The sequence below is a fragment of the Celeribacter ethanolicus genome, assembly GCF_001550095.1.
Classification (GTDB): Bacteria; Pseudomonadota; Alphaproteobacteria; order Rhodobacterales; family Rhodobacteraceae; genus Celeribacter; species Celeribacter ethanolicus.
Genome location: NZ_LRUC01000018.1, coordinates 121,246 through 141,575 on the forward strand (window position 1 = coordinate 121,246; position 20,330 = coordinate 141,575).

Consider the following 20,330-nt stretch of genomic DNA (forward strand, 5'->3'; position numbering starts at 1 on the left):
CGCCAGCCCAGTCACTCAGAGCTTTTCGACCTCGGCGGCGAAGGCATCGCCGCGTTTCTCGAAATTCGGGAACTGGTCGAACGAGGCGGCGGCGGGGGCGAGCAAAACGGTCTCGCCCTCTTCCGCCTCGCTTGCGGCCTTGGCGACGGCCACCTCCATGGTTTCGCAAATCTCATAGGGCGTCTCACCGATCTGAAGCGCGAAATCACGCGCTGAAAAGCCGATGAGATAGGCTTTCGACACCGAACCTAAGAAGGGCTGCAACGCTTCGATCCCGCCCTCCTTGCCAAGCCCGCCCGCGATCCAGCGGATGCGTGGGAAGGCCTGAAGCGCCTTGGCGGCAGCATCGACATTGGTGGCTTTCGAGTCGTTCACATAACGCACACCATTCAACTCACGCACAAGCTGCGAGCGATGCGGCAGGCCTTTAAAACTGCGCAACGCCGCCTCGATGCCCTTGGGCGCGAGGTTCAGCGCCCGCGCGGCGGCATAGGCGGCACAGGCGTTCTGATGGTTGTGCGCGCCGGGCAGCCCATCCATATCGCGCAGGTCAATCGACGCGGTCTGCTTGCCCTTGCGATATTCCGACAGGAACCCTTTGCGGGCAAAGACGTTCCAGCCCGGCCCGCCAAGCTTCTGCCCCGAAGAGATCCGAATGAGCCGCAAATCCTCCGGGTCCTCCACCATCTGGTTCGCCAGATAGCGGCCTTCCTTTTCATCGACGCCGATCACGGCGCGGTCCGGCCCGCCCTCCGCGAACAGCCGTCGCTTGGCCGCAAAATAGCCGCCCATGCCGCCGTGACGGTCGAGATGATCGGGCGAGAGATTGGTGAACACGGCCACATCGGGCGTCAACGCGCGGGCGAGATCGGTCTGGTAGCTCGACAACTCCAACACGATCACCTCGCCATCGGCAGGCTCGTCAATGTCGAGAACCCCACGCCCGATATTGCCCGCAAGCTGGCACGGCGTGCCGTTCGCTTCGAAGATGTGGTGAATGAGTGCCGAGGTGGTGGATTTGCCATTCGATCCGGTCACCGCGATGACACGCGGCGGCGTGTCGTGCTCCATCCAGTCGCCCTGCCCCAGCGAGCGGAAAAACAGCCCGATGTCATTGTCGACCGGCACGCCCGCGTCCCAGGCGAGCGCGATTACCTTGTTCGGCTCAGGGTAGAGATGCGGAATGCCCGGCGAGACGACAAGACAGGACACGCCATCAAACGCACCCGTTTTGTGCAGGTCATGAATGACGAAGCCCTCGGCCTCCGCCCGCTCCCGCGCCTCGACGGAATCGTCCCAGCACAAAGCCTCGGCCCCACCCGCCTCAAGCGCCTTCGCCGTCGCCAGACCGGACCGCCCAAGGCCCAGAACGGCCACTTTCTTACCTTCGTATCCAAGCACAGGGATCATCGCGCGCTCACTCCTTTGCTGTCCAAATACTCAAAAAAGGGGGCCGCGGCCCCCTCTCGTCTTACCGCAGTTTCAGAGTCGCCAGACCGATCAGCGCCAGCACCAGAGAAATGATCCAGAACCGGATCACGATGGTCGGCTCCGACCAGCCCTTTTTCTCATAATGGTGATGGATCGGCGCCATCAGGAACACGCGCTTGCCGGTGCGTTTGAAATAGGCCACCTGAATGATCACCGACAGGGCCTCCACAACAAACAGCCCGCCAACGATGGCCAGAACGATCTCGTGTTTGGTGGCGACCGCAATCGCGCCAAGCGCACCGCCCAAAGCCAGCGACCCGGTGTCGCCCATGAACACAGCGGCAGGCGGCGCGTTGAACCACAGAAAGCCAAGCCCGCCCCCGATCAAGGCTGCGGTGAACACGAGGATTTCACCCGTGCCCGGCACGTAATGCAGGCCGAGATAGTCGGTAAAGTCGACGCGGCCCACGACATAGGCAATCGCGCCCAGCGTCCCCGCCGCGATCATCACTGGCATGATGGCAAGCCCGTCGAGACCGTCGGTGAGGTTCACCGCATTCGCCGCACCGACGATGACGATCATCGCGAAGGGGATGAAGAACCACCACAGATTGATCAGCAGATCCTTGAACACCGGCAGCGCCAGCTGGAACTGCAACTCGGCGGGATGCACCATGGTCGACCAGACCGAGGCGATGAAGGCAATGAGGAAGCCAAGCGCCAGCCGCACCTTGCCCGAGACGCCCTTGGTGTTGGATTTCGACACTTTGGCATAGTCGTCGGCAAAGCCGATCAAGCCGTAACCAAAGGTCACGAACATCACGATCCAGACATAGGGATTGTCAAGCCGTGCCCACAAAAGCGTCGAGATCAGAAGTGCCGTCAGGATCAGCAAACCGCCCATGGTGGGCGTTCCGGCCTTGGCGAAATGGGTTTCGGGACCGTCATCGCGGATCGGTTGGCCCCGGCCCTGACGGCGGCGCAGCAGGTCGATCAGAGGACGCCCGAAGACCATTGCGAAGATCAGCGCCGTAAAGAACGCCCCGCCCGAGCGCATGGTGATATAGCGAAACAGGTTGAACAGGTCGCCCCCGTCCGACAGGCTGGAAATCCAATACAGCATACGCTCAACTCACCTTTCGTCTGTTTGCTGCGGCACTTGTCCCAATTCGCGCAGCGCGTCAACCAGAAGGCTGACCTTGGAGCCTTTCGAGCCTTTCACAAGCACGACATCGCCGGGGCCGACGAGGGTCTGGAGCGCCGGAACGGCGTCTTTCGCGGTCTCGAACCAGACGCCGCGCCGCTCGGCGGGCAAGGCATCGTAAAGCGCCCGCATCAAAGGCCCAACGCAATGCACCGCATCGACAGCGGCGAACCACGGCAGCGCCGCGAGGCCTTCGTGAATCGCCCGCTCCTTTACGCCGAGTTCCAGCATATCGCCCAGAATGGCGATCCGGCGACCGGTGTCATGCGGCTCGGCCTTGGCCAGAACTTCGAGTGCTGCGGCCATGGAGGTCGGGTTGGCGTTGAACGCATCGTCGATCAAATCGACCGGCGCGCCGACGGCAAGCTGAACCTGCTCGCGCGCACCGCGGCCCTCGGGCGGAGCCCAGAGCACCAGATCGGCGGCAGCTTTTTCCAGATCGAGCCCCAACGCATAGGCCACCGCGAGGCAGCCCACGGCATTGGCGGCGAAATGCCGCCCGGCAGTGGAGAGGCGAAACTCCAGATGTGTCGTGTCGATCACGGCGGAGCCTTGGGTTGCGCCATCGGACAGCTCAACAGAGGTGAGCTGCGCCGCACAGGCCTCGTCCTCGCCAAAGCGGATCGTGTCGCCATCCCAAGCGGCGGCAAGGATGTCGGAGACCTCCAGATCGCCGTTGAACACGGCCACGCCACCCGGCACAAGCCCTTTGAAAATATCGGATTTTTCCCGCGCGATACCTTCAAGACTTTCAAACGCCGCCATATGAGCGGGGGCGACCGTGGTGATCATCGCCACATCGGGACGGGCAAGTTTCGCCAGAGGCGCGATCTCGCCGGGGTGGTTCATGCCGATCTCGATCACAGCAAAGTCCGTGTCGGCTGGCATGCGGGCGAGCGTCAGTGGCACGCCCCAATGGTTGTTATAGCTGGCCTCGGCGGCGTGGGTTTTGCCCTGCCCGGAGAGGATCGCGCGGAGCATTTCCTTGGTCGAAGTCTTGCCGACGGAGCCTGTGACCCCGATCACCTTGCCGGTCATGCGCGCGCGCGCAGCAGCACCCAAGCGCTCCAAAGCGGGCAGCACCTCGTCCACGATCAACAGCGGCGCGTCTGCCGTGACACCTTCGGGAATGCGCGACACCAGAGCGGCGGCGGCACCTTTGTCCAGAGCTTGTGCAACAAACTCATGGCCGTCTCGCACATCTTTGAGGGCGACAAACAAATCGCCCGGCTGGATCGTCCGCGTGTCGATGGAGACACCCGAGATATCAAACGCTTGTGTCGCCCGCCCGCCGGTGGCCTTGGCCGCTTCTTCCGAGGTCCAGAGCGCCATCACAGCGCCCCGTCCAGCGCCGAGACCGCCAGAGAGGCCTGTTCCACATCGTCAAACGGGTAGACCGTATCGCCCACGGTCTGGCCGCTCTCATGCCCCTTGCCGCAGATCAGCAGAGCATCGCCGGGTTGCAGCGCATCGACGCCTCTGAGGATGGCTTCGGCGCGGTCCCCGACCTCCATCGCCTCGGGCGCACCAGCCAGAACCTCCGCCCGGATCGAGGCCGGGTCTTCGGAGCGCGGGTTGTCATCGGTCACGATCACCAGATCGGCGTTTTCCGCAGCGGCCTTGCCCATCAGCGGGCGTTTCGTCTTGTCGCGATCCCCGCCCGCGCCGACAATGGCAATGATGCGGCCCATGACATGGGGCCGGAGCGCCGTGATCGCGGTCGAAACCGCGTCGGGCGTATGGGCGTAATCGACAAACACCGCCGCGCCATTGTCGCGCGTCGCGGCATGTTGCATCCGGCCCCGCACGCCCACCAGCTCGGGCAGGCAGGAGAACACCTCTTCCGGATCCGCCCCGGAGGCCATGACGAGCCCGGCAGCGGCCATGACGTTTTCAGCCTGAAACCCGCCGATGAGATCGAGGCGGATCTGATAGATATTGCCAACGAAATCGACGCGCAGGTCCTGCCCGGTGGCATCAAACCGCTGGCCGACGATGCGCAGATCGGCGGCATCCGAGCGCCCGACGCGCATCACGTCGATGCCGCGCTCGGCGCAAAGCCCCTCGACCTCCATGCCTCTGGCATCGTCGATATTCACGATCGCCACGCCGTCTTCCGGCAAAACGCGGGTGAAGAGCCCGGCCTTGGCGGAGAAATAGGCCTCGAACGTGGCGTGATAATCCAGGTGGTCCTGGGTGAAATTGGTAAAGGCGGCGGCGGTGAGGCGGACGCCATCGAGACGGCGCTGCGCCAGACCGTGCGAGCTTGCCTCCATCGCGCCATGGGTGACACCGGCGTGGGCGGCCTCGGACAGCATACGGTGCAGTGTGATCGGCTCCGGCGTGGTGTGCGGGCTCGGCGCCTGCCAGTCGCCCTCGACGCCGGTGGTGCCGACATTGATCGCGCGCGCGCCCAGAAGTTGCCAGATCTGGCGGGTGAAGGTGGCGACCGAGGTCTTGCCATTGGTGCCGGTGACGGCGACCATCACCTCTGGCTGCACACCGTAATAAAGGGCTGCCGCATAGGCCAGCGCCTGACGCGGGTCTTCAACCACGACCAGCGCCGGCTCGTATTCGGCAATCGCTCCGGCGGCGATGCGCGCGCCTTCCGGATCGGTCAGAACCGCACGCGCGCCCATCGACAGGGCCATCGGCAGATATTCCGCGCCATGCGCCCGCGCCCCGGGAAGCGCAGCAAAGAGGTGCCCCTCCTCAACCTTGCGGCTGTCGACGGACAGGCCGGTGATCTGCGCCTCACGGCCGCTTTGGGCGGTCAATCCGAGTTCCGAAAGAGATTTCATCATGGCCGCGCCCTTCCCTTAATGCGTCGCGGTCAGTGTTAGCCCAGCTTGCGAGGGGGTTTCAATCTCGGGACGCAGCCCCATGAGCGGTGCGGTGCGACGGATCACCTCGCCCGCCACGGGAACGGCGGTCCAACCGGCGGTGCGGCGCGGTTTCGGCCCGGAGGTCTCCACCGCCTCGTCGAGCGTCACGATCAACACATATTTCGGATCGTCCGCCGGGTAGACGGAGGCAAAGGTGTTGATGGTCTTGTCGTCGTAATAACCGCCCGTGGGTTTCGGCTTGTCGGCGGTGCCGGTCTTGCCGCCAATACGATACCCCGGCACCTCGGCAAAGGAGGCCGTGCCCGCCGGATCGGCCACCACGGCGCGCAGCATCTCGCGCGCCGCCGCCGAGACGTCTTCGCGCACGATGCGCTCGCCCGGCGCGACATAGCCGTCGCGTTTGAGCAGCGTCGGGGTAACTTTCGTGCCACCGTTCAAGAGCGTGGAGTAGGCCGTCGCCAGATGCAGCGGCGAGGCGGACAGACCGTGACCGTAGCCGATGGTCAGCGTCGAGAGCTCGGACCAGTTGGGCGGCAGAAGCGGTTTGCCGGTGGGCGCCTCAGCCAGTTCTACCGTGGTCGGTTCGAAAAAGCCCAAGGACTTTAGGAAAGCCTGTTGCCGCTCCACGCCGATCTGCTGCGCCACATGGGCGGTCGCGACGTTGGAGGATTTGACGATCATCCCCCTGAGCGACAGGAAGGGGCCGTAATTGTGGCCCTCGAACTCGCCGATCCTGAACTTTCCCCAGCGAAACGGCGGGGTGGCGGGGATTTGCGTGTCCGGGGTTGCAAGACCAAGCTCCATGGCCTGGGCGGCGGCAAAGATTTTGAAGGTCGAGCCAAGCTCATAGACCCCCTGCACCGCACGGTTGAACCGCGGGTTGGCACTCGGGTCCTTGCCCTCGAAAAACTCGGGACGCGAGTTCGGGTCGAAATCCGGCAGGGACACCAGGGCAATGATCTCGCCGGTGTGAACGTCCATCATCACCGCGGCCGCGCCCTTGGCGCCGAGCATGCGCATACCGCCATCGAGCACTTCGCGCACCGTCGACTGCACCGTCAGATCGAGCGACAGTTGCAGCGGCGCATCGCCATTGGCCGGATCGCGCAGATAGGCGTCCATCTGTTTCTCGATCCCGGCCTGACCGACGATCTCGGCGCTCATCACGCCCTCGCGGCCGAATTTCGTGCCGCCCAGAACGTGGGCGGCCAGCTTGCCATTCGGATAGAGCCGCTCCTCGCGCGGACCGAACAGAAGCCCCGGCTCGCCGATGTCATGCACGGCCTGCTGTTGCTCGGGGGCGATTTTCTTCTTGATCCAGAGGAATTTGCGTTTGCCGGTGAAATCGCGGATCAGCCGCTCGCGGTCGAGATCGGGGAAGATGCGCACCAGCTCCTCGGCGGCGTGGACCGGGTCGATCATCTCCTGCGGCTGGGCGTAGAGCGAATTGGTCACGCGGTTGGTCGCAAGGATACGGCCATTGCGGTCGACGATGTCGGCGCGCTGCGCGAGGATCGGCGTGCCGGAGGCCTCGGCGCGCGGTTCCTCGGGGACGGTGGCGGCCACCTGCCCCATGCGCGCGCCCACGACGACGAAGGCGGAGACGAAACACAGGCCCAGAACCAGAAGCCGCCCCTCGGCCCGAAGGCGGGAGCGGTCGCGCATTTCCTCGTGACGCAGGCGCAGGTTCTCGCGCTCGATGGCGTCGGGATTTTCGCCCCGGGAGCGGGCGGTCAGGACGCGGGCCAGGGGGCGAAGCGGGGTGCGGATACTCATGGCTCGATGGCCTCCAGAGAGCCGACCACATCGACGGAGTCGGTCAGATCCAAAATGAGATCGTCTTCCTGCGGAAAGGCGATCTGGTCGACCCGCCCGAATTGTTCCGGCTGGAAGGGCAGAAGACCGAGACGGTCGTAATTGATCGCGGCGAGATCGCGCAGGCGGTCGGGACGGTTGAGATAGGCCCATTCGGCATTGAGCACGGCCAGCTCTTCGCGTTGATGTCCGATGTCGCGCTGGATCTGGCTGATCTCGCGCAGCACATGCTGGGTCGCGTAATTTTCCCGGTAGGCCCAGACGCCGAGCATCATGACCACCAGACCTGCCAATATCAGATAAACCCCACGCATCTCTTACCCTTGCCTCACGAGACCGACCTCAAAACAGGTTTCGGCAGGCCCATTGCCGCACGGTCCACCGGCACTGCCGGGGCCGTGGTACGCCGACCGACCCGCAGCCGCGCCGAGCGCGCACGCGGGTTTATGTCTAGCTCGTCCGCATCGGGACCGATGGCTTTGGAGAGCTGCTCGAAACCGGGTGTTTTCACCTCTTGTTCAGGAGCATAGCGCGAGCCGCCACCACCCGTCGAGGCCCTTTCCTGAAAGAAGCGCTTGACCACCCGGTCCTCGAGCGAATGAAAGCTCACGACGGCCAGTTGCCCGCCGGGTTTAAGCGCGCGCTCGGCGGCTTCCAACCCCTCGATGAGCTGACCGAATTCGTCGTTCACCGCGATGCGAATGGCCTGAAAACTCCGGGTCGCCGGATGGCTTTGCCCCGGTTTCTTGCGCGGCAGCAGCCGTTCGATCAGGTTCGCGAGTTGCAGCGTCGTAGTGAACGGTTCTTTTTCGACGCGGTCCTTTACGATGGCGCGGGCGATTTTGCGCGACTGTTTTTCCTCGCCGTAGTGAAACAGCACCTCGGCGATCTCCGCCTCGTCCGCTGTATTGACGAAATCGGCCGCCGTCGGCCCGTCCTGCGACATGCGCATATCCAGAGGCCCGTCTTTCATGAAGGAAAAACCGCGCTCCGGCAGGTCGAGCTGCATCGAAGACACCCCGAGATCGAGCACCACGCCGTCGAGACCCGAAGCATATTGGTCCATCTCGCCGAAGGTCCCCAGAACGAGGTCGATTTTACCGGCATAAGGCGGCTCGTTGATCCAAGTCGCGGCCATCTCATGCGCCAGCGGATCGCGATCGACGCCGGTGACGTGATCGGCGCCCTCTGCGATCAGGCCCTTGGTATAGCCGCCTGCGCCGAAGGTGCCATCGAGCCAACGGCCCGAAATGGGTGCGCATTCGCGCAGCAACGGGTTCAGCAGGACCGGAATGTGGGGCTTTTTCTCATCCGAGGCCATCTCAGCCCTCCAGATCGTCCAGAAGGCTCAGCGGATCGAAATCCTCGCCCTGCTCTTCCAACCATTTCTCGGAGATCATCGCATCGACCGCCTCGTGGGTCTCCGGCTTCCAGATCTCGAAGGTTTCGCCCATGCCGGCGAAATAGGCCACGCCGTCGAGCGCGATCTTGTCACGCAGCGGCTGCGGCAACACCAGACGGCCATCGTTGTCCACCTCGGTCGGGCGGGCACGGTTGAGAATCATGCGCTCCATGATCTTGCGCTTTTCCGAGCCGCGCGGCAGGCGCGCGATGTCGGAGGCCAGCGCCCGATAGCCCTCGTAAGTATGCACGATCAGTTGTTTTTGTTTGTCGTGGCCATAGACGATGACCATGCGGGGACGGCCGGTTTCCGCAGCCAGAGGATCGCCAAGCTCGAGTTCGCGACGAAAATCGGCGGGGATCGACACGCGTCCCTTTCCGTCCACCTTAAAGGTGTGTTCGCCGATGAACATGCCAACCAAGTGGCGGCTCCTTTACTGTCCCTGCCCCGTCATGAGGCCTTTTAAGCGAAACGGCGGAATGAGCTGCTGCCACCGCTCAATCCGCCGCCCTCGTCCCGATATTTCGGGCTGTCCGGACTGCGCGCGCCACCTGGGGGGATGTCTGCTCGCTCGCGCGCCGGATCTCTTTGTTCCGATGAGGCTGGGTGCCTGTATGAACCTGACTTATGGGTCTTTATTCGCGGTCTTGGATGCGCCGCTCATTCCCGTCTCATCGCGTAAAGCCAAGATGCCACGGGAATTCATGGTAATCAACGGATATTTTCTCCACAGCCCCCAAATCTTGCTTTCCAGGACAGGGCGAATCTAGGTATAGAAACGCCCCTCACGAAATTGAGAGCACATATAGGCAAACAAAGCCTAAATTTAACCACATTTAGTGGTCGCATTTTCCCATGAGTTTTCCCAAGGAAGTTTCGATAAATCCACAGAATTCACAGGGTTCTCCACAAATCCACCGAGTTATCCACAGGATTGTGATTCGCATTGAAGATTGCGACCATGATTTCCCGGAAGTTCCATGAAGTCCCACCACTCACCCCTGACCTGTACCATGAAATCCCGAAACACAAAAAAGGGGCCCGAAGGCCCCTTTCCGTCGTCACATCGCTCCGGGATCAGAAATCCAGCGTCAAGGACAGACTCACCGTGCGCCCCGAGGCATAGGCCGGGTAGACCGTCCGGGTGGCGCTGATCTCGCGATAGACATAACTCGAACGCTCGTAATAGGTTTCATCGAAGAGGTTATCGACCCCGAGCCGAACCTTAGCCCCTTCGATCTGCGGCGGCTGCCACTCGGCATAGGCATTGACCACCGTGTAGGAGGCATGCGCCTCATAACCCGCGCTTTCCATCAGATCGTCATCGAGCTTACCGGCCCACTCCACGGTCGCGCCGAGCGTCATATTCGCCGCAGGCAGTTCCTGATCGACGTAAAGCGTCGCCACATCGCTCACCGGCATCACCGTACCGCCATCCGGGATAACGAAATCGCCGTCCTCGGTCACGTCCGCCTTGGTATAGCTCGCACCGAGCCGCCCGGAACCCCAGTTGTACTGGCCGTTCAGCGTCACCCCCTTGGAACGCACCTCACCCGAGTTGTTGACCTCGTCATTGCTCGAATCGTAATTCGCCAAATCCTTGATCTTCGTATCGAAATAGGTGATCCCGCCGGAAAAGTCGCCAAGACTTCCATTGAAACCGAGCTTGAAGTTGGTCGCAGAGCCAGCCTTGTAATCGGCGTCGAAGTCGTAATCCCGGGCATGCATCAATCCGAATTCGCCGATGTCATAGCCCAGCCAGGTGCGCGACCCACCCGCGAAGACCTCGAGACCGGGGACGATCTCATAAGATACGGTCGCATTGGCGCTCAGCCCCGTGTCGTTGAAGGTCTGGCCATCCATATCCTCGAGACGATGATAATCGGCCCGAAGCCCGGTCGAAAGGTCGATGCCGCTGGCGAAGGCGAACCGCCCCTGCGCGAAGGCACCGATCTGCTTGGTGGTCAGCTTCTGGAGACGCGGCGTGTTGGCGACATCGCCGTAATTGTCGATGCTGTAGTCGGTCTGCGCGAAATCGAGTCCGGCGGTGATCGTGCCGGCATCGAGGGTGAAGGTGTTCTTCACCACCCCGCCGATGGCATCGTCATCGAGGACCATGTCGCCATTGCGCCCACCGACGACATAGTTCGGACGCCAGTAATCGTTCTGCGTGGCATAGATCATAACCTCCGGGTCCCACAGGTCCGTGGGCGCGGTGGACGTGTATTTCAGACTGATCGTGTCACGCGTCACGTCGAGCGGATAGACCGTGTCGTCATGGTTGAGATCCATGTTCATCTTGATCACGCGATCGGCATCATCCTCGGAGCGCTCATAGGCGAGTTCGAGCCGCGAGGTGCCGAATTCATAGCCGAATTTCGACAGAATGCCCTTGGCCGCCGGTTCGGTGCCCGGCATTTCCTCACCATTCCCGGCCTTGTAATTGTCGCCGTCCTGCGCGTGGATCATCACCATCCAGTCGACCGCACCATAGACGCCGAAGCTCGCCAGCGAGCCGGAAAGCCCCTGCCCGTTGTCGCCATAGGTCAGGTTCACGCGCCCGCCCGCGACCTCGCCCTCGGCCAGCAGATCGAAGGCCGAAACGGTCTCATAGCGCACCGCACCCGCGGCCGCGGCAACGCCCGCGTCGGCGGCGGCGGCGCCCGCCTCGACCTCGACGGATTTCAGGAAAGCCGGATCGACGACGTTGGAGCCGGTGTGGTGCCAGCTTGTGCCCCCTTGCGGGACCCCGTCGACCGTCACGGCCAGATTGGATTGTTCCATGCCGAACACGTGGATCCGCTTCGACGGGCCCGCGCCGCCCGAGACCGTCACAGCGGATTCGCGGGCGAAAAGTTCAGAAACGTTTTGTGGCTGCAGGGCTTCGAGTTCCTCTTCGGAAATCAACGCTCCCCCGGTGGCTTCGACGTTTTCCTGCCCCTCATCGACGAGAGACACGGTGATCATATCCAGTTCAAATGCATCCTGAGCAAAACCAGCAGATGCAAACGCGGCGTAAGACACGCCGCACAGCGCCACAAAACGCGCCATAGTCATGAGATATCCCCTCTTGTTGTGCGATATTTGAGGAGCTACGGGACCAGAGATTGATTCACAAGTATTTTTGTCGGGAATTTATCATATTGATAGATATTGAATTTTCATAACCTCAACCGAAATCGACCGCTTCGCCCCATAAAAACACATAAAAACTGTAAGGTATGACGCAAGACAGAAGAAAACCCGCACGGTTTCCCGTGCGGGTTCGATGTCGATCTGTGGCGCGAAAGCCGCAGCCGTCAGGCCAGCCCGACCTGAACCAGACGCTCGGCAAGCTTCATATAGGGCTCGGCCAGCGGGCTGTCGGTCGCCGCGACCGGCACGCCGGAGTCGCCCGCAAGCCGCGCTTCGAGCGCCAGCGGCAACTCGGCCAGAAGCGGCACGTCGAGCTTCGCCGCCTCCGCCGCCACCCCGCCATGGCCGAAGATATGCTCTTCATGGCCACAGTTCGGACAGACATAGGTGGACATATTCTCAATCAACCCCAAAACCGGCACTTTCAGCTTTTCGAACATCGAAATCCCGCGCCGCGCGTCGATCAGCGCCACGTCCTGCGGCGTCGAAACCACCAGCGCGCCGGTGAGTTCGGTTTTCTGGCCCAGCGTCAACTGCACATCGCCGGTGCCCGGCGGCATGTCGATCAACAAAACGTCCAGCTCACCCCAAGCCACCTGCCCGAGCATCTGCTGCATCGCCCCCATGAGCATCGGCCCGCGCCAGACCACCGCTTCCCCGTCGGGTATCATGAATCCGATCGACATCAGCGTGACGCCATGAGCGTGCAGCGGCTCGATGGTTTGACCGTCTGGGGAGGCCGGGCGTTTATTGATCCCCATCATGCGCGGCTGCGACGGGCCGTAGATGTCGGCGTCGAGCAACCCGACCTTGCGCCCCTGACGCGCCAGCGCCACGGCGAGGTTGGCGGAGACTGTGGATTTGCCCACGCCGCCCTTGCCCGAGGCGATGGCGATGATGTGTTTGACTCCCGGCACGCCTTGCTTGCCCTGCTGCGGGGTCGGATGGCGTCCGATCTTGAGGCTCGGCGGCTCACCCGCGGGCGCGGCAGGCTTGGCGGCAGGCCCAGGCTTGGCGGCAGGCCCATGTGCCGTGGTCACGATGGACACCTTCGTCACGCCGGGCAGCGATTCGAGCCTGGCGCGCGCCACGGCCTCGACCCCACCCAGAGCCTGCGCCGTCGCCGCATCCGGCGCTTCGATCACGAAACTGACCGCCCCCTCCTTCACCGAAAGCGCCCGAATGAGGTCACGCTCAACCAGCGAAGTGCCATCCGGCAGCTTCACCCCCGCGAGCGCCGTCATAATCCTGTCTTGATCTGCGGACATACGTCTTCCTTTCCGCCACGTCTCATGGTCTGACCCTTTACCCCGAAATAGGCCCTTTGCTGACCCTTTTCCACAGCGGTTTGACGCTCCCGGTCCGAAACCTGCCCCCAAAGGTGAAAATAGGTCAGTATTGGTCATGCATTTTCTGCATAGCGGCATTGCCGACAGGGCGGATTGTGCATTCGCAGCAATTCCCCGATATTGAAATCAACGAAAGCAGCCGAGGCTTGCACCCTTGATCGCTCCAAAGCGGTTTGCCTCCCGAAAGGAGGCGTTGGCAAAACGCCAGCGAGGACGAGACACGGCAGCGCAGGTCGCGGGGGGTCCCGCACGCACATCTAAGGTTGAAAGCTTATGGCTTACGCAAACGACATCGACAGTGCCGCTCCGGCGTCCCCCACCCTCTTCGGTGGGCTGTTCAAATCCATCGCGGAACGCGTTGCGCGCTACCGGGTCTACCGTGAGACCGTGCTTGAGCTGTCGGACCTGAAGGATCGCGACCTCGCCGATCTCGGATTGTCCCGCGCGTCGATCCGGGCCGTGGCCTACGAAGCCGCTTACGGCAACTGAAGAATAGACATCACGGCCCTCTCCTCCTCCCTGGGCCCTGATACCTGCGGCAGCTCCTCTCCTCCTCCCTGGGGCTGCCGCATCAGATACCGGAATTCGGGGCCTCTCCTCCTCCCTTGGCCCTGATGACCAGAGCGGCGATGCTTCCTCCTCCCTGCATCGTCGCACCTATACCGGGCGAAAGCCCAAGAAATCGGTCCCTCTCTCCTCCTCCCTGAGGGGTCGTGACTGAAGGCGGCGGTGCCTTCCTCCTCCCTGGTACCGCCGCATTTCTTTTCAGAATACGGGTCCTCTCCTCCTCCCTTGGGGCCCGATACCAAGAGACACCCGTGCCCCTCCTCCTCCCTGGGCGCGGGTGTCTTGCTTTTTACCGATCAGACATCAGAAACTTTGAGCAGCCTCCTCCGGCTGGGGAAACGCGCAAGGCAATCACCGGCTCAGGCGGCGCGGTCGATCACCCGCTCGAAGGCCGGCAGGCCAACCAGCCCGGGGGCGCCCGCGTATTTCATCGGGTCGAGCGGGTATGGCCGGGCGTGCTTGCGCCCCGGGCGGAGCAACATCACCGGCTTGCGTTCCGGCGCACCGGAAATCCGTCGGATCAGCGCACTGCCCTCCTTGGGCGTCAGCAAGGGACGCGCCGGATGCTGTGCCCTTTTCCCCGTGAAGAGATCGAGCAGGCTCTCCACCGAGCCCTGCTCAACCCCACCCGGCAGATACTGGGCCACCGGACCAAGCACATCGCGCGCCATCTGGCCGAGGTACAGGCTTTCGCAGACCACCCCCCGGCAGGCAATCAACTCGTGATTGGCGCATAACAGATGGACATAGGAAATCGCATCGCGCGGACACAGGCGAATCGCATCGCCATCAAGGAAGGACACCGCCGGGACCAGCACCTCTGCCCCTCGCCCGTCCTGCATCTCCTCCGGCAGATCGAGAAGGATGCGATGTTGCTGGCTCAACACCAGAGGCGCCTCATTGCCGAGACTGCCCGGGGCGAAGACCACCGGGGCATGACGCCCCCAGCCCCGCACCCGACGCGCGGCGATCCAGGCAATCGGCTGAACGCCATGATCGAGCGTCACGACCCGGTCGCCGGGACGCAACTCCCCCGCCGCGCGCGGCCCCTCCGGGGTTTCGATCGGCATGGACGCCTCGAAACAGACCGCCTGATAGGTGGTCGTGGCCGATTGGTCGGTGTTGTAGAAACCCGGCGATTGCCCGGCATTGAAACTGCCCCAATACCATGTTTCGAGATCGAATTCCGGGGTCCAGACGATCTGGACCAACTCGCCGTTGCTATCGAGCCCCTCGAACACCACGGCATAGCCCTCATCCCCGTTGAGGTTGATATAATCGGAGCGCACCACCGTGGCGTTTTCGATCGTATCGCCCCCCTGCCCGGAAAAGGTCAACGTATAGGTATCGCCGGGGGAGAAGACATAGGGACTTTCGTCTCCCTCCTGCGATTCGATGGTCAGAGAGTTTGTCGAAGTCGGCGGATAGTCGAATTGCGACGTGCCCGGTCCCGAATTCACATTCGAGCCGGTCGATGCCGCGAACTGACTGTCGATGGCCTCGATTAAGATGGTCATGACGCCTCATCCTGATGATCCGGCGCCAGATTAGATGAAAAGGGTTAACCCACGATCAACACGGAAGAATGCCCCGGCCCCACGCGTCAGAACGGCACGTCGTCCGCCTGATCGGCGGGCATCACGAATCCCGCCTTGAGCTTTTTCGTGCCCGAATGATCGAATTCCACCGTGAGGTTTTCGCCCTCGATCTCCATTACCTCGCCATAGCCGAATTTCTTGTGGAACACCCGATCCCCAAGGGTGAAAGAGGCGCTGGCCTTCATGTCGATGGTCATGGGCGCGCGCGGCGTACCCGCCCGCTGCGTACGGCTTTGCATCCGCTTCCATCCCGGCGAATTATAGACATCGGCCTTGGCGGCGCGCTGTTCGAACGTGGTGGATGGCTGGCTGTCATAGGAGGCCGTCTCGTAAGAGGCGACCGCCGGGCTGCGCTGTCCGCCATAGAGGCCCGACGGCGTCAGGATATCGACATGCTCGGGCGGCAGTTCGTCGATGAAGCGCGAGGCCAGTTGCGATTGCCATTGGCCGTACACCCGGCGGTTGGCGGCGAAGGAAATGGTGCAAAGCTCCTCGGCGCGGGTGATGCCGACATAGGCCAGACGACGCTCTTCCTCGAGACCCTTGGTGCCGTTTTCATCCATCGAACGCTGCGACGGGAACAGCCCCTCTTCCCAGCCGGGCAGGAAGACGACCGGGAACTCAAGCCCCTTGGCGCCGTGCAGCGTCATGATCGTGACCTTCTCGCCGTCTTCACCGCTGTCATTGTCCATGATCAGCGCGACGTGTTCGAGAAAGCCCGCCAGATTGTCGAATTGTTCCAAGGCTTTGACGAGTTCCTTGAGGTTCTCGAGCCGCCCCGGCGCCTCAGGTGTTTTGTCGTTCTGCCACATGGTGGTGTAGCCGCTCTCATCGAGAATTTTCTCGGCCAATTCGATATGGCCGATCTCGGCGGGGTCATAAGCGACATCTTCCACCAGCGCGTCTGGGTCATCGTCCAAACGATTGACACGCCTCATTTTATGGCCTTCGTAACCAATATCCTCGAAAACATCCATTTCATCATCCGACATGCGCTCATCTTCGAACAGCATGTCGTCCTCTTCCTGAATGTCTTCTCCGTCAACGACATAGCGAATTCTCGTGCCATTGAGCGACGACCAGCGCGCGATGTCCGCCACAAGTTGCGCGACACCCGACTTGGCCTTGCCCTTCAAAAGACCCTCTTCCACGGCAATCCCCGCCGCTTCCAAAAGCGGCACGCCATGGCGGCGGGCGCACATCTGGATCTCTTGCAGCGCCTTGTCGCCCACACCGCGTTTCGGCGTGTTGATGATGCGCTCGAAGGCCAGATCGTCCTCAGCCTGGGTGACGATGCGGAAATAGGCCATGGCATCGCGGATCTCCATCCGCTCGTAAAACCGCGGCCCGCCGATCACGCGATATGGCAGGCCGATGGAGAGGAACCGATCCTCGAAAGCGCGCATCTGATGCGAGGCGCGGACCAGAATGGCCATGTCATCGAGGGAATATTTACGAAGGCGGCTCCGCGTGCCACCATGCAGCGCCTCGATTTCTTCACCGACCCAACGCGCCTCTTCCTCGCCATCCCAATGGCCGATGAGACGCACCAATTCGCCCTCGGTCTCCGAGGTCCAAAGCTCCTTGCCCAGACGATCCCGGTTGCCCGCAATCACCGAAGAGGCGGCGGCGAGGATGTGTGGCGTGGAGCGGTAGTTCTGCTCAAGGCGCACGACTTTAGCGCCGGGAAAATCCTTTTCGAACCGCAGAATGTTGCCCACTTCGGCCCCGCGCCAGCCGTAGATCGACTGGTCATCATCGCCGACGCAACAGATGTTCTTATGCCCGCCCGCAAGGAGCCTGAGCCAAAGATATTGCGCGACGTTCGTATCCTGATACTCGTCCACAAGGATGTATTTGAACCAGCGCTGATATTGCTCCAAGAGGTCCGGATGTTTCTGGAAAATCATCACCATATGCAACAGAAGATCGCCGAAATCGACGGCGTTCAGCGTGGTCAGGCGCTCTTGATACTGTGCGTAAAGTTTGACGCCCATGCCGTTGAATTCACTGCCTTCTTCACCGGACACAGCAGAGGGTGTGAGGGCGCGATTCTTCCAATTGTCGATCATGCCGGAGAGCTGGCGCGCAGGCCAGCGCTTCTCGTCGATGCCCGCCGCTGAGATCAGCTGTTTGAGCAATCGGATCGAGTCATCCGTGTCCAGAATGGTGAAGTTCGACTTGAGCCCGACAAGCTCGGCGTGACGGCGCAAAAGCTTGGCGCTAATCGAGTGAAATGTTCCCATCCAGCGAACTGGTTCTTCGATGTCAAACGGCGTTTTCCTTAGCCGATCCTGCATCTCTTTCGCCGCTTTGTTTGTGAAAGTCACGGCGAGGATTTCATTTGCACGCGCGCTGTCTGTGGTAATCAGATGCGCAACACGCGCCATGAGCGTTTTCGTCTTACCTGTACCCGCCCCGGCAAGGATAAGCACAGGACCTTCGAGTGCCTCAACGGCTTCACGTTGTGCAGGGTTTAAATCATCAAGATACACCGTCCCCTTTCGCGCACCAAAGGCGGCCTCGCGCGCGCCTTGCATCGCGAGTTGGGACAGGGAGGGACGTTGGGGCTGCACCGCCGCCTCGAAGGCGTCGTCTTCATCGAAACTGCTCATGGCAGTGAGATTACAGAAGGTCGCAGGCGAGGAAAAGTGCGTTCTTCAATTGTTCTCATCATCGCCTGCCGGATCGGACACGGCAGAGAGCAGACCGGAGACATAGCGTCCGAAGAGGGTGGAAAAACTCTCGATCTCCTCCCCCGACCAGGCCTGAAAGGCTTTTGCGAACAACCGCCACTTCGACAGGGTGAAGGCCCGCAGGAAGGTCCGTGCCTTCGGGGTGATCACCAGAACGGATTTGCGCGCATCTTCCTGCACCGCCTGGCGGGTGACATAGCCGCGCGAAACGAGTTCGGAAACGATGCGCGACGCGCGTGACGGATCGACGGCCATGACCTCCGCCACCATGCCGATGGTCGGCGCCTCCGCTACATCGCGCCCAAGACCGGCGGTGATCTGGGCAATGGACAAAAGCCCCTGCAGAATCGCGGGTTCGAGCTTTTCGTTCATGCCATCGAGGACGCGGCCCTTGAACTCGCCCTTTTCCGCCATGCGCCGCCACTGGAACATCGCCAGATCGAGCGACAGAAGCGCTTCGATGGCCACGTCGGAAAAGCCTTCGCCCTCAAGGTAGTCGGGCACGCCCGCGCGAATACGCGGATCGGGAGAGGCCTGTCGGGCGTCGAGAGAAGAGGTATCATCCATGCTCATGACATGTCCGTCGCACAACCATGTGTGAATGTCAAATTCATGATAGACACATTTATGTGCTATTGACACATATTGATGTGAGCGCTACCTCCCGAACGACACGTCAAGCACGGGCCCGCACGGGCCAAAGGAGTTTCCATGCCGCATACGCAAAGCCTGCCCGAAGAAGCGAGGCGCGCGCCGGAGCACAGTTCGGTCGCGCTTGTCATCGCCTCCGTCGCGGTGCTTCTCTTGCTGGCCTCACTCGACCAGACCATCGTCTCGACCGCCCTTCCCACCATCGTCGCCGATCTCGGCGGGCTTGAGCACCTGTCGTGGGTGGTCACAGCCTATATTCTCGCCTCAACCGTGGTCGCGCCCTTGTATGGCAAGCTCGGCGACCTCTACGGGCGGCGGAACGTCGTGATCTTCTCGGTCTCTCTGTTTCTTTCCGGCTCCGTCTTATGCGGCCTGTCGGACTCCATGGGCTTTCTCATCGCCGCCCGCGCACTTCAGGGCCTCGGCGGCGGCGGGCTGTTCGTTCTGGCGCTGTCGATCATCGGCGACGTGATCCCGCCCAAGGAGCGCGGCAAGGTGCAGGGCGTTTTCGCAGGCGTCTTCGGCGTGTCCTCCGTCGCCGGGCCGCTGCTGGGCGGATGGTTCGTCGATGCGCTGTCCTGGCACTGGATCTTCTTCATCAACCTGCCTTTCGGCGCGCTGGCACTGGCGGGGTTCATCTTTGGCTTCAAGGCGCATCCCGAGCGCGTCGCCCACAAGATCGACTATGCCGGCGCGCTGGCGCTGACCCTGTCGCTCTCCTCCCTCGTGCTTCTCACGGCCCTGGGCGGCAAGGAATTCGCCCTGACCTCCCCCATCGGCCTCGGCCTCATGGGCCTTTTCGGGGCGGCAACCGTGAGTTTCGTGGCGATCGAGCGCAAGGCCTCCGAGCCGATCCTGCCAATCGGGCTGTTCAAGATGAATGTCTTTTCCATCGCCTCCGCGATTTCCTTTGTCTCCGGCGCGCTGATGTTCGGGGCGCTGACCTTCATCCCGGTCTTCCTGCAAATGGCCAAGGGGGCGAGCGCCACCCAATCCGGCCTGCAACTCATCCCGATGACCTTCGGCATCCTCGCCGCCTCCACCGTCTCCGGCCAATACATGAGCCGCACCGGGCGCTACCGCATCCTGCCGGTGATCGGACTGAGCTTCGCGACCCTCTCGCTTCTGTCGCTCACGCGGCTGTCGCCGGAGATGGCCTCCTGGTCGCTCTGGCTGTCGCTCGCCGGGCTTGGCATGGGCATGGGCTGCATCTTCCCGGTGACCACCACCGCCGTGCAGAACGCCGTGCCGCGACAACAGATCGGCACTGCCACCGCTGCGGGGCTGATGTTTCGTCAGGTCGGCGCATCCATCGCCGTGGCGCTGTTCGGTGCCCTGTTTGCAAGCCGCATGGCACGGATGATGGGGGAGGCGCATATCGAAGGACTCTCGAACGTCACCGAACTCGGGCCGCAGGTGCTTGCGCAACTCCCGGCGACCACCCGCCAGCTCATCGGCGACACGATTTCAGGCGCACTGCATCCGGTGTACTGGATCGCGGCAGGCCTGGCGCTGTGCGGCCTCGCGCTGGCACTGCTGATGAAGGAAATCCCTCTCAGATCCCGCGAAGCGTAAGATCGGGCACCGCACTGACCGCCCGAATCCACGAAACGTGGGATTTGCAAAAACGCGTTTC

Annotated in this window: 15 protein-coding genes; 2 read left to right on the forward strand and 13 right to left on the reverse strand. The window is 62.2% G+C overall.

Annotation, left to right across the window (positions count from 1 at the left end):
- Positions 1-15: 15 nt before the first annotated feature.
- The 10 genes from murD to NH195_RS08530 form a co-directional block, all read right to left on the reverse strand.
- Positions 16-1,410 (reverse strand): UDP-N-acetylmuramoyl-L-alanine--D-glutamate ligase, encoded by a 1,395-nt coding sequence (murD, locus tag NH195_RS08485; protein WP_066705546.1) that lies wholly within the window; start codon positions 1,408-1,410, stop codon positions 16-18.
- 61 nt (positions 1,411-1,471) lie between these two features.
- Positions 1,472-2,554, reverse strand: a complete 1,083-nt coding sequence (gene mraY / locus NH195_RS08490) for a phospho-N-acetylmuramoyl-pentapeptide-transferase (RefSeq protein WP_066705548.1) — start codon at positions 2,552-2,554, stop codon at positions 1,472-1,474.
- 9 nt (positions 2,555-2,563) lie between these two features.
- Positions 2,564-3,967: a UDP-N-acetylmuramoyl-tripeptide--D-alanyl-D-alanine ligase gene (locus NH195_RS08495; RefSeq protein ID WP_066705550.1), complete on the reverse strand. Its 1,404-nt coding sequence runs from the start codon at positions 3,965-3,967 to the stop codon at positions 2,564-2,566.
- The gene (locus NH195_RS08500; protein WP_066705552.1) at positions 3,967-5,439 is read right to left on the reverse strand and encodes a UDP-N-acetylmuramoyl-L-alanyl-D-glutamate--2,6-diaminopimelate ligase; all 1,473 of its coding nucleotides are present in this window, start codon (positions 5,437-5,439) and stop codon (positions 3,967-3,969) included. The genes NH195_RS08495 and NH195_RS08500 overlap by 1 nt, the downstream gene beginning before the upstream one ends.
- 15 nt (positions 5,440-5,454) lie before the next feature.
- A complete protein-coding gene (locus NH195_RS08505) occupies positions 5,455-7,257 on the reverse strand; it encodes a peptidoglycan D,D-transpeptidase FtsI family protein (RefSeq protein ID WP_066705554.1) in 1,803 nt (600 codons plus the stop codon).
- A complete protein-coding gene (gene ftsL / locus NH195_RS08510) occupies positions 7,254-7,610 on the reverse strand; it encodes a cell division protein FtsL (protein ID WP_066705556.1) in 357 nt (118 codons plus the stop codon). The genes NH195_RS08505 and ftsL overlap by 4 nt, the downstream gene beginning before the upstream one ends.
- Positions 7,611-7,624: 14 nt before the next feature.
- Positions 7,625-8,617: a 16S rRNA (cytosine(1402)-N(4))-methyltransferase RsmH gene (gene rsmH / locus NH195_RS08515; protein WP_066705558.1), complete on the reverse strand. Its 993-nt coding sequence runs from the start codon at positions 8,615-8,617 to the stop codon at positions 7,625-7,627.
- A gap of 1 nt (position 8,618) precedes the next feature.
- Complete coding sequence (gene mraZ, locus NH195_RS08520) at positions 8,619-9,110, reverse strand: division/cell wall cluster transcriptional repressor MraZ (RefSeq protein WP_066705560.1); 492 nt, start codon at positions 9,108-9,110, stop codon at positions 8,619-8,621.
- Between the two features lie 665 nt (positions 9,111-9,775).
- On the reverse strand, positions 9,776-11,755 hold the full coding sequence (locus NH195_RS08525; RefSeq protein ID WP_066705561.1) for a TonB-dependent receptor domain-containing protein: 1,980 nt from the start codon (positions 11,753-11,755) through the stop codon (positions 9,776-9,778).
- Positions 11,756-11,997: 242 nt separating this feature from the next.
- Complete coding sequence (locus tag NH195_RS08530) at positions 11,998-13,101, reverse strand: Mrp/NBP35 family ATP-binding protein (protein WP_066705562.1); 1,104 nt, start codon at positions 13,099-13,101, stop codon at positions 11,998-12,000.
- A 354-nt stretch (positions 13,102-13,455) separates the two neighbouring features.
- On the opposite strand from NH195_RS08530, the gene NH195_RS08535 reads away from it, so the two are divergent.
- Positions 13,456-13,671 carry a DUF1127 domain-containing protein gene (locus tag NH195_RS08535; protein ID WP_066705564.1) on the forward strand — a complete coding sequence of 72 codons (216 nt, stop codon included), beginning with the start codon at positions 13,456-13,458 and terminating at the stop codon, positions 13,669-13,671.
- Positions 13,672-14,108: 437 nt separating this feature from the next.
- Here NH195_RS08535 and NH195_RS08540 read toward each other — a convergent pair whose 3' ends face one another.
- The 3 genes from NH195_RS08540 to NH195_RS08550 all read right to left on the reverse strand — a co-directional run bounded on the left by NH195_RS08540 (position 14,109) and on the right by NH195_RS08550 (position 18,616).
- Entirely contained in the window at positions 14,109-15,266 is a 1,158-nt protein-coding gene (locus NH195_RS08540; protein WP_066705566.1) for a Hint domain-containing protein, read from the reverse strand.
- A gap of 86 nt (positions 15,267-15,352) precedes the next feature.
- Positions 15,353-17,962, reverse strand: a complete 2,610-nt coding sequence (locus tag NH195_RS08545; protein WP_066705568.1) for an ATP-dependent helicase — start codon at positions 17,960-17,962, stop codon at positions 15,353-15,355.
- 45 nt (positions 17,963-18,007) lie between these two features.
- Positions 18,008-18,616, reverse strand: a complete 609-nt coding sequence (locus tag NH195_RS08550) for a MarR family winged helix-turn-helix transcriptional regulator (protein ID WP_238379731.1) — start codon at positions 18,614-18,616, stop codon at positions 18,008-18,010.
- A gap of 138 nt (positions 18,617-18,754) precedes the next feature.
- Here NH195_RS08550 and NH195_RS08555 point away from each other — a divergent pair, with 138 nt between their 5' ends.
- The gene (locus NH195_RS08555; protein ID WP_066705570.1) at positions 18,755-20,269 is read left to right on the forward strand and encodes an MDR family MFS transporter; all 1,515 of its coding nucleotides are present in this window, start codon (positions 18,755-18,757) and stop codon (positions 20,267-20,269) included.
- Positions 20,270-20,330 lie beyond the last annotated feature (61 nt).